Here is a 14226-nt window from a genome sequence, read left to right as displayed (position 1 = left end):
GAAGAAGGGGCGAGGTATCCCTCGCCCCTGAACTCTTAGTCCGCCGCCGGATATTCGAACGGATCGCTCGGCGTGGGCTGGGTCGGCAGCGGCATGCGCGGCAGGGGTTCGTCGCGGTTGGCGGCGTTCAGCAGGAAGCTGGCCAGGATGACGGCCGCCTGGCGCAGGTCCTCGGCCTTCAAGTGGTCATAGCTGTCGATACTGGTGTGGTGCAGGCGGCTGGAATAGTCGAGCGGGTCCTGAATGAACTGATACCCCGGCACGCCGACGGTCTGCATATAGACGTGGTCGGTGCCGCCCGAATTGCGCAGCGAGACGGTCGTTGCGCCCATGCTGGCGAACGGCGCCAGCCATTCCTGGAAGATCGGGGCGGCGGCGACATTGCCCTCGGCGTTGATGCCGCGGATCTTGCCCGAGCCGTTGTCCAGATTGAAATAGGCGACCAGATCGCGATAGCCGGCGCGCGGCTCGATCGGCCAGCGGCTGCGCCAGGTGCGGTTGTCCGGCAGGCCCGCCAGCGCGGGATCGCTTGACGGCGCGCGCGTCGCCAGATGCCGGTCGACATAGGCGAGAGAGCCCAGGATGCCCTGCTCCTCGCCGTTCCATAGGGCGAAACGGATGGTGCGCTTGGGCTTGACGTTCAGGGCCTTCAGTATGCGCGCGGCCTCCATGACCACCGCGCTGCCGGCGGCGTTGTCGACCGCGCCATCCGAGGCGACCCAGCTGTCCAGATGGGCGCCGGCCATGACGTATTCGGTTCCGCGCGCCGTGCCGGGGATGTCGGCCAGGATGTTGTAGGCGTTGACGTCCTCGTCGTGGAAGCGGACCTCGCTCATCAGCTCCAGCGTCGGCGGCGCGTCGGTCAGGGCCAAGCGCGCCAGACGGCGATAGTCCTCGGCCGCCAGCTCCATCCCCGCCAGCTTGGGCGTGGCCCCGACCTGATAGGTGTAGCCCGTGCCGTGCAGCAGGCCGCCGTCGCGCTGGGAAATCCGCACCCAGGCCAGGGCGCCCTGTTCGGCCAGGAAGGCGTCCAGCTGATTGGCGAAGTTGACGGTCTTCAGCGAGCGTTCGATGGCGGCCGGCGAATGCTGGGGCTGATTATAGGTGTTGCGCTCGGCCAGTTCGGCGCTGGTCCAGCGGCGGAAGGCCGGCTCGGTCGGCTCGGATCCCGTGCCCGGCTGGGACAGCATGACGATCTTGCCCGACAGCTTGCCGCGCCATTTGTCAAAATCCTCGATCTTGGAGATCGGGGCCACGATCACGCCGCCGCTGATCATGCCAGTGGTCGAGGGCGTCCAGGCGACCGGGATGGCGCGCAGATCCAGCGGGCGCGGCGCGGTCATGCGGGCGCTGGATCGGACGATGGACCAGCCCCGGCCGAACTCGAACCCTTCGGCGCGCACGTCGGACAGGCCGTAGTCGCGGAACTGCTGCTGCGCCCAGCGTTCGGCCTCGCGCATCTGGGGCGAGTTGGTCATCCGCCCGCCGATCCGGTCGGTCAGATAGGCGGCGGTCTGCATCACCTGGCTGTGGTTCAGCCCCTGGTCGATGATGCCGTTGACGGCGACGCGGTCCACCGACTGGGCGGCGACCGGCGTGGCGAGAAGAGCGGCGGCGGAGACGAAGGCGAGCAGACGCGACATGGATTTCCCCAAGAAAGCCCGATGGCTGAACAGGGGCGCATCTGATGTGATCCGGTCGCGGAGTGCAAACCGCAAACGGCGTCCAGGCCGCGCCGATCAGCCCCAGGGACCGCGCGGCTCCGGCGGGGTGGTCGGGACGCCGGTGGTCGTGAAACCGGCGGCCGGGCGCGGCTGGGTCAGGTCCGGCGTTCGGGCGCGGGACTGCATTCCCATCTTCGCGCCAAGCTCCATCAAGGCCCGGACGCGGTTTCCCGTCGCCGGATGGGTCGAGAACAGATTGTCCGCGCCGCGTCCCGCCAGCGGATTGATGATGAACATCTGACCCGAGGCCGGATTGCGCTCGGCCGTCTGATTGGTGATCCGCCGGGCGTAGGCGTCGATCTTCTGCAGGGCCGAAGCCAAGGCCTGGGGATCGCCGGCGATCTCGGCGCCGACGCGGTCGGCCTCATATTCGCGGCCCCGGCTGATGGCCATCTGCACCAGACCGGCGGCCATCGGCGCCAGCAGCATCAGGGCGATCGTGCCGATGATGCCGCCCGGCCGCTCGCGGTCGTTGCCGCCGAAGAACAGGGCGAAGTTGGCGAGCGCGGCGATGGCGCCGGCGATAGTCGCCGTCACCGTCATGATCAGGGTGTCGCGGTTCTTCACATGGGCCAGCTCGTGCGCCATGACCCCGCGCACCTCCTCGCGCGTCAGCATGTCCAGCAGGCCTGTGGTGGCGCAGACGGCGGCGTTCTCGGGGTTTCGGCCGGTGGCGAAGGCGTTGGGCTGATCATTGGGAATGATGGCGACCTGCGGCTGGGGCAGGCCGGCGTCGCGGGCCATCTGACGCACGTCGGCGACATAGTTCCTGACCACGGCATTGGGGTGCTGCTCGTCGACCGGCTGGGCCCGGTACATCTTCAGCACGATCTTGTCGGCGTTCCAGTAGCTGAACAGGTTCATCCCGCCCGCGAACAGCAGGGCGATCGCCATGCCGGTCGCGCCGCCGATCAGATAGCCGACCCCGGCGAACAGGGCCGTCATCGCCGCCAACAGAATGAAGGTCTTCAGATGGTTCATCGCGGTTCCATTCCCGATCCGTCTGGCGTCACGGGCTTGAACCTCTATTTGAGAGAAGGCGCATCAAGCCTCAAGGGAGCCGCCCTGTGACCGAACATCCCACCCTCGCGCCGAATGACGCGGACGAAACGCCGGCTACGACGCCCGTTTTCAACGCCGACGTGCCCCACGCCACGCCGGAACGGCCGCTCACCGAGGTGGCGCGGCGCGCGCTTCAGGAAGCGGCGGATCGTCGCGCGGCGGAAACGACGGTTCAGGCGGACACGGAATACGGCGGTCCGACCGGTCCCGAACCGACGCGCTTCGGCGACTGGGAGAAGAAGGGTCTGGCGGTCGATTTCTGACCCGCCGAGCCTGCTGCAACGCGCGCAAAGGTTAACCATGCCTTAAGAAACAGGCGCCGGACTTGCCAGTCACGGGACAACTCAGAGGAGTCTGTCCCGTGACGATACAGTCGATACTTACCGCCGCGTCGGCGGCTCTGCTGCTCTCCGCAGCGCCCGCTCTGGCCGGTGGTCCCGGTCACGGGGGTTATGGCGGGGGCCACCCCGGCGGCGGCTGCGGCGGGGGATGCGGCGGCGGCGGTCACTACGGCGGCGGCAACTACAACGCCAACCACAACGTCAATGTGAACGTGAACGGCGGCGCCTACGCCAATGCCAACGCCAACGCCTATGCGAGCGCCTCCAGCTATTCGGCGAGCAGCGCCCGGTCCTATTCCAGCTCGTCCCGCTTCCAGCGCGGCTATGTCGGCGGCGGCACGACCTACGTCGGAAGCGGCGGCTATTCGGACGGCTATTACGGCGGCGGCTATGTCGGCGGCGTCAGCGCGACCTCGGTCCTGGTGGGTCGTCCTCCGGTCAGCGCGCCGGTCGGCTATCCGGTCTATGGGTTCGGCCGTGACTATATCGGCTGGCGTCCGTATCCGGGCCGTCCGGTCGACTGCAACTGCCGCCCGCCCGTTCGCCCGCCGGTTCGCTACGAACACCGCTATGAGCAGCGTTACGAGCAAAGCTACGTCGATCAGCCGCCGGTCTATGTCCAGGCGCCGCCCGTCCAGATCGCGCCGCAGCGCATCTATGTCGCCCCGTCGCAGGTCAGCATGGCCCCGCCCCAGATCGAGATGGGACCGCCCACCTATATCGAACAGCCGCCCATCTATGTGCAGGCGCCGCCGGTGAACATCGGCCCGCAACGCGTTCAGGTGGCTCCGTCGCAGGTGAACCTGGCTCCGGCCCAGGTCGATGTCGGCCCGCCCGTCTATGTCGATCAGGCCCCGGTCTATGTGCAGTCGGCGCCCGTCAACATCGGCCCGCAGCACATCCAGGTCGCCCCGGCCCAGGTCAATGTCGCGCCCGCCCAGGTCGAGGTCGGCGGCCCGGTCTATGTCGATCAGTCGCCGGTCTATGTGCAATCCGCGCCGGTCAATGTGGCCCCGGCCCAGGTCTATGTCGCGCCGCCGGAAGTGAACACGGCCCCTCCGCCGCCTCCGCCCCCGCCGCCGCCGTCGGGCTACTACGGCGACCTGCCGCCGCCCGAGGCGCCTGCGCCCCACGCCCCGCCGCGTCACGGCTATGCCCAGGAGCCGGGCGAGCGCGGCTGATCGCCTCGCGCTGGGATAACTGAAGACGAACGGTCGCCCTGGTCTGTCTCAGATTAGGGCGATCTGCTGTGCGATCTCTTGCGCCGCCGCGCGCGGATCGCTCGAAGCCGTGATCGGCCGACCGATGACCAGATGGGTCGCGCCGGCCTGAAGGGCCGCCTGTGGCGTCGCCGCCCGCGCCTGGTCGTCCAGCGCGGCGCCGACGGGTCGCACGCCGGGTGTGACGATCAAGAAGTCGGGCCGCCCCGCCTCGATCGCCAGAGCCCGGGCACGCGCCGCCTCATGTGGGCTGGAGACGACGCCGTCGATTCCGGCCTCCAGCGCCTGACGCACGCGCCGCTCGACCAGATCGGCCGGCGACAGGCTGTGGTCGTCGGCGGCCAAATCGTCGGCTGTCAGGCTGGTCAGGACCGTAACCCCGAGAACCTTCATCTTCGAGCCCGCCGCGCCGCGCGCCGCCGCCGCCATGACCTGGGGCCGCGCATGCACCGTCAGCAGGTCGCAATCCGCGCCCGCCAGATTGGCCGTCGCCTTCTCCACGGTCGCGCCGATGTCGTGCAGCTTCCAGTCCAGGAAGATCTTTCGCCCCTGCGCCTTCAGCTCACGCGCCAGCGCCATGCCGTCGACCGCGAACAGCTGCAGTCCGACCTTGTAGAAGCCGACCGCGTCGCCGATCCGCTCGGCCAGGGCGGCGGCCTCGGCCGTGGTAGGCACGTCCAGGGCGCAGATGATCCGCTCGTCGGGCGCACGATCGGAGGAGGTTTGGGGATCGGTCATCGACGGACTCGCGCTGAGCGGCTATGCCGGACACGAGGGCGCGTCGGCAGGGCGGCGTGATGGATTGAGGGCGAGGGCAGGCGATGAACGCAGTCGATTTGGGTGTCAACCTGTTCGTGACCCTGTTCGCCTTGCTGGACCCGATCGGCAATCTGCCGATCTTCGCCGCCGCGACGGCGGGGGCGACCCTGCGTCAGCGGATTTCGGTCTCGGCCCTGATCTGCGCCTTCGCCGCCGTCTTCCTGGCCTTCTTCCTGTTCACGGGCCTGGGCCTGTTGCAGTTCTTCGGCATTTCGCTGGCGGCGTTCCGCATCGCGGGCGGCATATTGCTGCTGTTCCTGGGTCTGGACATGGCGCGCGGCGACTTCCTGGCCATGTTCGCCGACAAGGATGCGCTGGCGGATTCCAAGGATGTGCGCGGCTATGCCCGCAGGCGTTTTCAGCGTCTGGTCGTGCCCTTCGCCATTCCGCTGATGATCGGGCCTGGCGCCATTTCGGCCGTGATCATTCAGGCGGGCGAGGCGGCCAAGCTGGGCTATGCCGGGACCATGGGGTCGCTGGTGGCGATCGCGGCGGCCTGCGCCGTCTCCTTCGTCTGTTTCGCCCTGACCGGGTCGCTCAGCCGCCTGCTGGGCGAGGTCGGCATGGCGATCATCGTCAAGGTGCTGGGCCTGATCCTGTGCGCCCTGGCGATCCAGTTCATACTGCTGGGCCTGGGCGAGGCCATCCCCGGCATGATCTCCGGCGCGGTGACGACGCCCTATCCGGCGACCAAATAAGCCGTCAGTCCGCCTCGTCCTCGATGACGTGGATGTCGTCATCCGTCAGGCCCAGGTGGTGGCCGATCTCGTGGATCAGGACGTGGGCGATCAGTTCGCCGATCCCCACGTCGCCGCGCTCGCACCATTCGTCCAGGATGGGGCGGCGATAGAGGAAGACCCGCGACGGCTCGGCCGCCGGGCCCAGGCTGTCGCGCCGGCCGATGTCCACGCCATGATACAGGCCCGTCAGCTCGAACGGATCCTCGATCTCCATCTCGGCCAAGGTCGCTTCGTCGGCGAAGTCGTCGATGCGGATGACCACCTCGCCCGCCGCATCTTTGAACGGTCCGGGCAGGGCGTCGAACGCCTCCTGCGCCAGGCGGGCGAAGTCGTCGAGGGAGGGGGCGATCGGGTCGGTCATGTCCGCGATATCGCCGTCCCGACGCCCTGCCGCAACGGGGCGCGATGACGCGATTACGAGACTGCCGCTTTTTCGCGCGCTTGGAGTATGGTTAGCGAATCGGGGCTGAGACTCTTCTCCAGGGACACGAATGGCCGAGGCCGACATCGCCTATGTCGCCACAGCGGGCGCAGCCGGACTGGCCATGGCCGTCAGCGCCTGGGCCTTGCTGCTGCGTGGGCGACTGCATGAAACCGCCGTCGCCGCCGAGCGCGAGCGGGTCGAGGCCCTGGCCGACCTCAGCCGCCATGACGCCATGCTGCGCGCCTTCGACGACGTCAGCGTGGCCCTGACGCCCGACGGGCAGGCGGCCGGTCTGCCGATCGGTTCGGCCGAACTGATCGCGCGGCTGGCGGGTGAGGACGTCGAGGCCGGGGCCGCCGTCCTGAACAAGCTCCGGATCACTCACGGCGCGCTGATCGACGCCCTGGTTCACGAAGGTCAGGCGTTCGAAGGTCTGGTCGCGCTTGACGATGTGGAGCCTTGGCGGATCGAGGGCCGGGTGGCGGGCGGTTCGGCCTGGCTGCGGCTATCGCCCGCCTCGCGCTTCACCCTGACCGGGGCGGATGCGACCGAAAGCGGCCTGGCCTTGCTGGGCGACGCCTCGCCGACCCCGACCTGGGTCGTTGACGGGACCGGAAAACTGGCCTGGGCCAATCGCGCCTGGCTGAATGAGACGAATGCCGAGAGCATCGACGACGCCGTCGAAAAGGGCGTGTCCTTCGACCGCGGCGCCGACGCCCTGGTCGCCGAGGCCGCGCGGCTGGGCGTGCGCCAGGAGGGCTTCCGCTGGACGACCGGCGGCGGCGCGCGGCGCGCCTGGCGCATCATCGCCGAGCCGGCGGGCGGCGGCGCCGTGACCGCCTTCGCCATCGAGGTGACCGAGGCGGAAGAGACGCGCGACACCCTGCGCCGCCACGTCGACGCCCATGACGAGACGCTGAACCACCTGGCCGACGCCGTCGCCATCTTCGGCCCGCAAAAGCGGCTGGCCTTCCACAACACCGCCTTCCAGACCCTGTTCGACATCGACGCGGCCTGGCTGGACGAACGTCCGACCCATGCCGAACTGCTGGACCGTCTGCGCCAGCGTCGCAGCCTGCCCGAGGTCGTCGACTACGCCGGCTGGAAGGCGCGTGAGCTGGAGTTCTACGGCGCGTCGGAGGCTTCGCCGGACGACAGCTGGTCCCTGCCGGACGGGCGCACCCTGCGCGTCGTGCGCCAGCCGCACCCGCTGGGCGGCATTCTGCTGATCTTCTCGGACATCACCGACGAGCTGAAGCTGCGCAGCCGCTTCAACGCCCAGATCCAGGTTCAGCGCGCGACGCTGGACAAGCTGAACGATGCGGTCGCGGTGTTCGGCTCCGACGGCCGACTGCGCCTGCACAATGAGGCGTTCGAGACCTTCTGGAACCTGTCGGCGGACAAGATCGCCACGGCCTCGGATTTCGACGCCCTGGCCGAACTGTGCAAGGCCGTGCTGCCCGATCCCGCCCTGTGGCTGGGGCTGAAGGCGCGCGTCGCCGATCCCGATCCCGAAAGCCGTGTCGCCATCTCCGGCGAGGGCCGGACCGTGGACGGTCGCGTCGCTGCCTGGCAGACCCGACCTCTGCCGGACGGCGCGACCCTGGTCGCCTTCTCGGACGTGACGGCCCGTCGCGGGCTGGAGCAGGCGCTGGTGCAGCGCGAACAGGCCCTGGCCGAAAGCCAGGCGCTGAAGCGCGAGTTCGTGGGCAGCGTCTCCTATGAGCTGCGCACGCCGCTGACGACCATCGTCGGTTATTCCGAACTGCTGGAGACGATGGGCGATCTGCCCGAGCGCAGCCGCCAGCACGCGGGCGCCATCCGCATCGCCGCCAGCCAGCTGGCCCGCTCCATCGACGACGTGCTGGACATGGCTCAGATCGACGCGGGAGAGATGGAGCTGTCGCTGGGGGACCTGCGCGTCTGCGACCTGTTGAGCCAGGCGGCCGAAAAGGTCCAGGCGCGGGTCGAGGGGCGCGGCGCCACCCTGACCGTGTCCTGTCCCGCCGATCTCAAACCCATCCGCGCCGACGAGCACCGCATCGGCCAGGCCCTGGATCATCTGCTGGAGAACGCGGCGCGCGCCGTGTCCGAAGGCGGGGCGGTCGAGCTGAAAGCCGAGACCGGCCCGTCCGAAATCCGCCTGACGGTGTCCGACACGGGGCGCGGCATTCCCTATCACCTGCAGGCCCACGTCTTCGACCGCTTTGTCCGGCGCGAGCGCGGCGGCCCCGGCGTGGGTCTGGCCCTGGTCAAGGCCCTGGTCGAACTGCACGGCGGCTGGGCCGAGGTCGAAAGCGAGCCGGGCAAGGGCGCCGCCTTCATCCTGCATCTGCCGCTGGGCGCCGCGACCACCGCCGCCGCACCCGAGCTTCAGCTGGAACTCTAGCGTCGCGACGCTTTCGAGGCGTCCCGCGCCGGGCCGAACTCGGCGCCCGCGTTCCACTCTGGCCATTGGTCGCCGTCCGCCAGCTCGCGACCGACGGTGTAGATCAGGGCGACATCGGCGGCGGCGGCGTCCATCGTCCAGGTCGAGTCCCATTCGTCCGTGGGCTGATGATAGCGGTTCTGGACATAGTCGCGGCTGGCCGCGCTGGCGCCGGTGAAGCCCGCCGCCGGGAACAGGGCCGGCACGCCCTTCAACGCCAGGGGGAAATGGTCCGAACGATAGAAGGCCCCAGCCTGGGGCGCCGGATCGGCGATTAGGGTGCGGCCCGTCTCGGTCGCATGGCGCGCCAGAATGTCGTCTAACTGGTTCTTGCCTTTGCCGATGACGACCACGTTCGGGTCGATCTCGGTCCCCGGCAACAGGCTGTCGACGTTGATGTTGGCGACCGTGGTCTCCAGCGGCCAGACCGGATTGGCGGCGTAATAGGTTGAGCCCAGGAGGCCTGCCTCCTCGCCCGACCAAGCGGCGAAGACGACCGATCGTTTGGGGCGCGGACCTTCGGCGAAGGCGTGGGCCAGTTCCAGCAGTGCGGCGACGCCGGTCGCATTGTCCACCGCCGCATTATAGATCTTGTCGCCTTGGGCGTTCGGCGTGCCGACGCCGTAGCCGTCCCAGTGGGCGCCGTACATGACGGTCTCGTCCGGGCGTTCGGAGCCGGGAATGCGGGCGATGACGTTCTTGGTCTCCACCTTGTCGGCGATCTGGCCGAAATCGACGCTCATCGTCAGGCCGGGCAGGACGATGGGCTTGAAATCGGCGCTGCGCGCGCTGTCCTTCAGGGCGGCGAAATCCAGCCCGGCGGCGGTGAACAGCTCTTCCGCCTTGGCGCGTTGGATCCAGCCCTGGAACGCCGCGCGTTCGGCGTCGGGGTTGGCGCGCACGATGTCGAACTTGGGCGCGGCCGATGAGTTCTGCAGCGTCGACCAGGGATAGCCCGCGCCGGCCGTCTCATGCACCACCAGCACGCCCGCCGCGCCGCGACGACCCGCCTCCTGGAACTTGTAGGTCCAGCGGCCATAGAAGGTCATGGCGTTTCCGTCGAACTTGCCCGCGACCGGATCGCCGTCGGGCGCCTGGAAGTCGGGGTCGTTGACCAGGACGACGATGACCTTGCCGCGCACGTCCACATCCTTGAAATCGTCCCACTGGCGCTCGGGCGCCGTGGCGCCGTAGCCCACGAAGACCACGGGCGCATCAGTCACCATGATGTGGTTGGTCGGCCGATCGCTTGACACCAGGACATCGGGACCGCGCTCCAGGCTGATGGTCTTGCCGCCGACGGTCGCGGCGACGGTCGCCGGACCGTCCTGGCGCGTGCGCGACAGATGGGCGACCTGGACGAAGGCGCCGTCCGGCCCGCCGCCCTCGGCCCCTGCGGCTTTGAACTGTTCGACCAGCCAGGCGACGGTCTTTTCCTCGCCGGCCGAGGCGGGGGCGCGGCCTTCGAACTCGTCCGACGCCAGAACCCGAACCGACTCATTCATCCGCGCGGCGTCGATGTTCGGCATCGTCTCCTGCGCCAGGGCCGGCGAGCAGGCCATCATCAGGGCCAGGATGGAAACAGCGGGGAAGGTATGGCGCATCGGATACTCCTGATCGAACCGCGCGACCCTGCCTTTCTCAGTCCCGGCTGTCGAGCCAGTCGATGACGCCCTCGGCCGCGACCACGGCGGAGGCGAAGCTGGCCTGAAGCAGATAGCCGCCGGTCGGCGCCTCCCAATCCAGCATCTCACCGGCGACGAAGACGCCCGGTCGCGCCGCCAGCATCAGCCGTTCGTCCACGCCGTCCAGTTTGACGCCGCCCGCCGAGGAGATCGCCCGCTCCAGTCCCTGGACGCCGGTCAGGGTCAGCGGCATGGCCTTGATCCGTTCGGCCAAGGCCCGAGGCGAGGCGGGCAAGGGGCCGGCCTCATACAGCAGGGCGACGGCGGCCGATTCCAGTCCGATCGCCTTGCGCAGATGGTTTGACAGGCTGGCCTTGCCGCGCGGCTTGGACAGACGGTCGGTCAGTTTTCCGATCGCTACATCGGGCTTCAGATCGATCTGGATCTCGGCGCGCCCTTCGGTCTCGACCGCCGTCCTCAGCGCCGCGGACAGCGCATAGATGACCCCGCCCTCGATCCCGTAGCGGGCGATCATCGCCTCGCCCCGCGCGGTCCGCTCGCCATGGGTGACAGCGACGCCTTTCAGCGGCTGGCCCGCGAACCGATCACGGAACAGCGCCGACCAGGCCACGTCGAAGCCGACATTGGCCGGTCGGAACGGCGACACGGCGGCGCCCTGCGCTTTCAGCCACGGCGCCCAGGCCCCGTCCGAACCCAGACGCGGCCAACTGGCGCCGCCCAGAGCCAGGACCACGGCGTCGGGCCGTTCCAGCCGCTCGCCGTCCAACGTCTCGAATGTCAGCGCGCCGTCGCGCCAGCCGGTCCAGCGCGAGCGGGTGCGGATCTCGACACCCTGCGTCTCCAGCCGCGCCAGCCAGGCCCGCACCAGCGGCGACGCCTTCATGGCCTTGGGAAACACCCGCCCGCTGGAGCCGACGAAGGTTTCCTGCCCTAGGGCCTCGACCCAGGCGGTCAGGTCGGCAGGCGTGAACCGGTCGATCCAAGCGGTGGCCGTCGGCTGGGCGGGACCATAGCGCGTCATGAACCGGTCCAGCGGTTCCGAATGGGTCAGGTTCAGCCCGCCGCGCCCGGCCATCAGCAGCTTGCGGGCCACGGATGGCATCCGGTCGTGGACCACGACCGTCGCCCCCGACTGCGCCAGCCGTTCGGCCGTCATCAATCCGGCGGGACCGGCGCCGATCACGTGAACCTGACGGGGCGATTTCATCATCGGCCCGCTTTGCCCGGTTGCTGTCGCGCTGGCTATAGGCGCCGTCATCGCTATGTTCCCGACCATGAGCGTTGCCTTCACCCGCGAAGAAGATCTGGAAGCCACCGCCGCCGACCTGGCGGACCGCCCGATCTCGCCCCATCCCAATCTGGTCACGCCCGAGGGCCTGGCCGCGATCGAGGCCGAACTGGCTTCGGCCCGCGCCGCCTATACCGCCGCTCAGGTGCAAGGCTCGATCGAGAGCGACCGCACCGCCATGGCCCGCGCGACGCGGGACCTGCGCTACTGGTCCGCCCGGCGCGCCTCGGCGCAGTTGGTCGAGCCCGCCGAGGACGATGGGGCCGTGCGGTTTGGGGGTTCGGTCTCCATTGAGCGCGAGGACGGGCGCGCCCAGACCTGGCGCATCGTCGGCGAGGACGAGGCCGATCCGGCCGCAGGCTCGGTCAGCCATGTCTCGCCCTTGGCCCGCGCCGTCATGGGCAAAAGGGTCGGCGACGAGGTGACGGTGGCCGGTCAGTCGGCCGAGATCGTCGCGGTCGGCTAGACCTCAGTCCTGGGCGTCGTCGTCGCCCAGCATATCCCGCATCATGTCCAGGATCAGCTTCTGCTTGCGCGCCGGCAGGCGCGGGGCCAGGCGGGTGATCTCGACGCTGGTCTTGGTCGGGCGATGCTCGTGGTCGAAGGCGGGCGCCTCTTCGGCGACCCCGACCGTCGCGCTGCTGCAGCCGTCGAAGAAGAAGGGAATGCCGACCTTCATGAACTCGGCCATCTCGAACAGTTTCGAGGCCGAGACGCGGTTCGTGCCCTTTTCGTACTTCTGCACCTGTTGGAAGCTGACGCCGACGGCCTTGGCCAGAGCGGTCTGGGTCAGGCCAAGGTCAAGACGCTTTTCCTGAACGCGACGGCCGACATGGCGATCGACGGGATGCGGATCCTCGTCCTTTTCACGCGCCATCGCCGTCACCCTTCACCTAGATCGCTACTCGATTTCCCTGGACCCTAGATCGCCGGATCGACGGCCACAAGGACAGGATGAACGCTGTTAGCATTGAGAAAAAGAACAGGAAATCGCCAAATCGACCATAGGGCGTCACGCCCGTCGGACGGGGCAGGGGGGCGTCGATGACGCCCATGACGCCGGGCTCCAGCCGCTGACCTTCGACGATCCGGCCCCACGGGTCGATCATGGCCGAAATGCCGGTCGGGGTGGCCCGCGCGATGGGCAGGCCGGTCTCGATCGCGCGATAGCTGGCCAGGTTCAGATGTTGGCGCGGACCCGAGGTCGCGCCGAACCAGGCGTCGTTCGACGCATTGACGATCCACTCCGGCCGTCCAGCCGCGCCGGGCGTGAAACCGGGATAGAGGCTCTCGTAACAGATCAGCACCTGGGCCGGGGGAGCGCCTGGAATCGAAATCGGGGCCGGCGTCGGTCCGGCGGAAAAGTCGCTGGGCATATGCACCAGGCTGCGCAGGCCGATGGAGGTCATGATCGACCCCAAGGGCAGATACTCGCCGAACGGCACCAGCCGGTGCTTGTCATAGACGGCGGCGACCCTCAGGCCCGCTCCGCCTTCGTCAGCCAGGGCGAACAGGCTGTTGTAATAGCGCGCGCCCTCCGGCGCGGTCAGGTCCGGCTCGCCGCGCGCCAGACCCATAAGCAGGGTCTGTCCGGGACGCAGGGCGCTCGCGATGGCCTGGGCGTCGGCCGAGGCGAAAACGTCGTTGGCCGAGGCGGGCAGGGCGCCTTCAGGCCAGACCACGACATTGGGCGTCCGCGCCGCGCTCTGACCCGTCAGGGCGACATAGCGATCGACGATGGAGCGATAGGCCTCGGGCGACCATTTGGTCTCCTGCTTAACATCGGCCTGAACCAGGCGGACGACCGTGTCGGTGAACTGAAGATTCGACTGCGCCAGCCTGACGGCGCCGAACCCGCCGACGGCGATCAGGGCCAAGGCGCCCAAGCCTGCGGAGATCAGGCGGCTGCGCTTGTCGCCCGGCCCGATCAAGGGCGCGAAGGCCGCTGTGGCCGCCACAGTCACAAGGCTCAGCCCATAGACGCCGACGACCGAGGCGAACTGGGACATGCCGCCGCCCGCGCGCCAGGTCGCGCCGGCCGGGTTCCACGGGAAGCCCGTCAGCACATGACCCCGCAACCATTCGGCGGCGCAGAACAGGGCGGCGAACAACAGCACCCGCACGGCCCCCAGCGGCGCGAACCGACGATAGAGGGCGCAGGCCGTCCCCCAGAACAGACCAAGGCCAGCCGGCAGCAGGCTGGCCGCAAACGGCGCCATCCACGCCTGTTCAGGATTGACGAAAAACGCCTCGGCCACCCACCAGCAGCCGACGAAGAAATAGGCGAACCCCGCCAGCCACCCCATCCAGAAGGCGCCGCGCGTCGTGTCGGACCGCTCCGACAGGATCATCAGCAGCGGATAGCCCAACAGCCCGATCAGCATCCCGAACGGCGGATGGGCGAAGGCCGTCCCGGCGCCGGCCAGCAGCGCCAGACCAATACGAATCAGCCGCCACGTCAGGGCGCGCTTCCTGTCGGGCAGGGCGCGGATCGGGGCCGCGAAACGGTCCAGCAGGGCGTCGGGGAACATCGG

13 protein-coding genes are annotated in these 14226 nt (G+C 68.9%); 5 read left to right on the top strand and 8 right to left on the bottom strand.

Annotated elements, in window-relative coordinates; translation table 11 throughout:
* Positions 1-35: 35 nt before the first annotated feature.
* The gene (locus KAK88_RS00735; protein ID WP_242077485.1) at positions 36-1643 is read right to left on the bottom strand and encodes a M20/M25/M40 family metallo-hydrolase; all 1608 of its coding nucleotides are present in this window, start codon (positions 1641-1643) and stop codon (positions 36-38) included.
* A gap of 96 nt (positions 1644-1739) precedes the next feature.
* Positions 1740-2705 (bottom strand): zinc metalloprotease HtpX, encoded by a 966-nt coding sequence (gene htpX / locus KAK88_RS00730; RefSeq protein WP_242077484.1) that lies wholly within the window; start codon positions 2703-2705, stop codon positions 1740-1742.
* A gap of 86 nt (positions 2706-2791) precedes the next feature.
* Between htpX and KAK88_RS00725 the strand changes: the two genes are divergently transcribed.
* The gene (locus tag KAK88_RS00725) at positions 2792-3049 is read left to right on the top strand and encodes a DUF1674 domain-containing protein (protein WP_242077483.1); all 258 of its coding nucleotides are present in this window, start codon (positions 2792-2794) and stop codon (positions 3047-3049) included.
* Positions 3050-3147: 98 nt separating this feature from the next.
* Entirely contained in the window at positions 3148-4308 is a 1161-nt protein-coding gene (locus KAK88_RS00720) for a hypothetical protein (protein ID WP_242078624.1), read from the top strand.
* A gap of 48 nt (positions 4309-4356) precedes the next feature.
* On the opposite strand, the gene pyrF is transcribed toward KAK88_RS00720, so the two are convergent.
* Entirely contained in the window at positions 4357-5085 is a 729-nt protein-coding gene (gene pyrF, locus KAK88_RS00715) for an orotidine-5'-phosphate decarboxylase (protein ID WP_242077482.1), read from the bottom strand.
* An 83-nt stretch (positions 5086-5168) separates the two neighbouring features.
* Between pyrF and KAK88_RS00710 the strand changes: the two genes are divergently transcribed.
* Positions 5169-5864, top strand: a complete 696-nt coding sequence (locus KAK88_RS00710) for a MarC family protein (RefSeq protein ID WP_017505485.1) — start codon at positions 5169-5171, stop codon at positions 5862-5864.
* A 4-nt stretch (positions 5865-5868) separates the two neighbouring features.
* Here KAK88_RS00710 and KAK88_RS00705 read toward each other — a convergent pair whose 3' ends face one another.
* On the bottom strand, positions 5869-6267 hold the full coding sequence (locus tag KAK88_RS00705; RefSeq protein ID WP_242077481.1) for a metallopeptidase family protein: 399 nt from the start codon (positions 6265-6267) through the stop codon (positions 5869-5871).
* A 130-nt stretch (positions 6268-6397) separates the two neighbouring features.
* Here KAK88_RS00705 and KAK88_RS00700 point away from each other — a divergent pair, with 130 nt between their 5' ends.
* Positions 6398-8719 carry a sensor histidine kinase gene (locus KAK88_RS00700; protein WP_242077480.1) on the top strand — a complete coding sequence of 774 codons (2322 nt, stop codon included), beginning with the start codon at positions 6398-6400 and terminating at the stop codon, positions 8717-8719.
* Here the strand turns inward: KAK88_RS00700 and KAK88_RS00695 are convergent.
* Together KAK88_RS00695 and KAK88_RS00690 are read right to left on the bottom strand one after the other, a co-directional pair.
* Positions 8716-10362: a M28 family metallopeptidase gene (locus tag KAK88_RS00695; protein ID WP_242077479.1), complete on the bottom strand. Its 1647-nt coding sequence runs from the start codon at positions 10360-10362 to the stop codon at positions 8716-8718. The genes KAK88_RS00700 and KAK88_RS00695 overlap by 4 nt on opposite strands.
* A 37-nt stretch (positions 10363-10399) precedes the next feature.
* Entirely contained in the window at positions 10400-11614 is a 1215-nt protein-coding gene (locus tag KAK88_RS00690) for a TIGR03862 family flavoprotein (RefSeq protein ID WP_242077478.1), read from the bottom strand.
* 64 nt (positions 11615-11678) lie between these two features.
* Between KAK88_RS00690 and greA the strand changes: the two genes are divergently transcribed.
* Entirely contained in the window at positions 11679-12158 is a 480-nt protein-coding gene (gene greA, locus KAK88_RS00685; RefSeq protein ID WP_242077477.1) for a transcription elongation factor GreA, read from the top strand.
* A 3-nt stretch (positions 12159-12161) separates the two neighbouring features.
* Here greA and KAK88_RS00680 read toward each other — a convergent pair whose 3' ends face one another.
* Both KAK88_RS00680 and lnt read right to left on the bottom strand, forming a co-directional pair.
* Positions 12162-12569, bottom strand: a complete 408-nt coding sequence (locus KAK88_RS00680; RefSeq protein WP_242077476.1) for a helix-turn-helix domain-containing protein — start codon at positions 12567-12569, stop codon at positions 12162-12164.
* Positions 12570-12585: 16 nt separating this feature from the next.
* On the bottom strand, positions 12586-14223 hold the full coding sequence (gene lnt, locus KAK88_RS00675) for an apolipoprotein N-acyltransferase (RefSeq protein WP_242077475.1): 1638 nt from the start codon (positions 14221-14223) through the stop codon (positions 12586-12588).
* Positions 14224-14226: the final 3 nt, after the last annotated feature.

This window comes from Brevundimonas diminuta, assembly GCF_022654015.1.
In the GTDB taxonomy this organism is placed as follows: domain Bacteria; phylum Pseudomonadota; class Alphaproteobacteria; order Caulobacterales; family Caulobacteraceae; genus Brevundimonas; species Brevundimonas diminuta_C.
The sequence above is the reverse complement of the archived record's forward strand: the minus strand, read 5'-3'. Positions and strand labels throughout refer to the sequence as shown.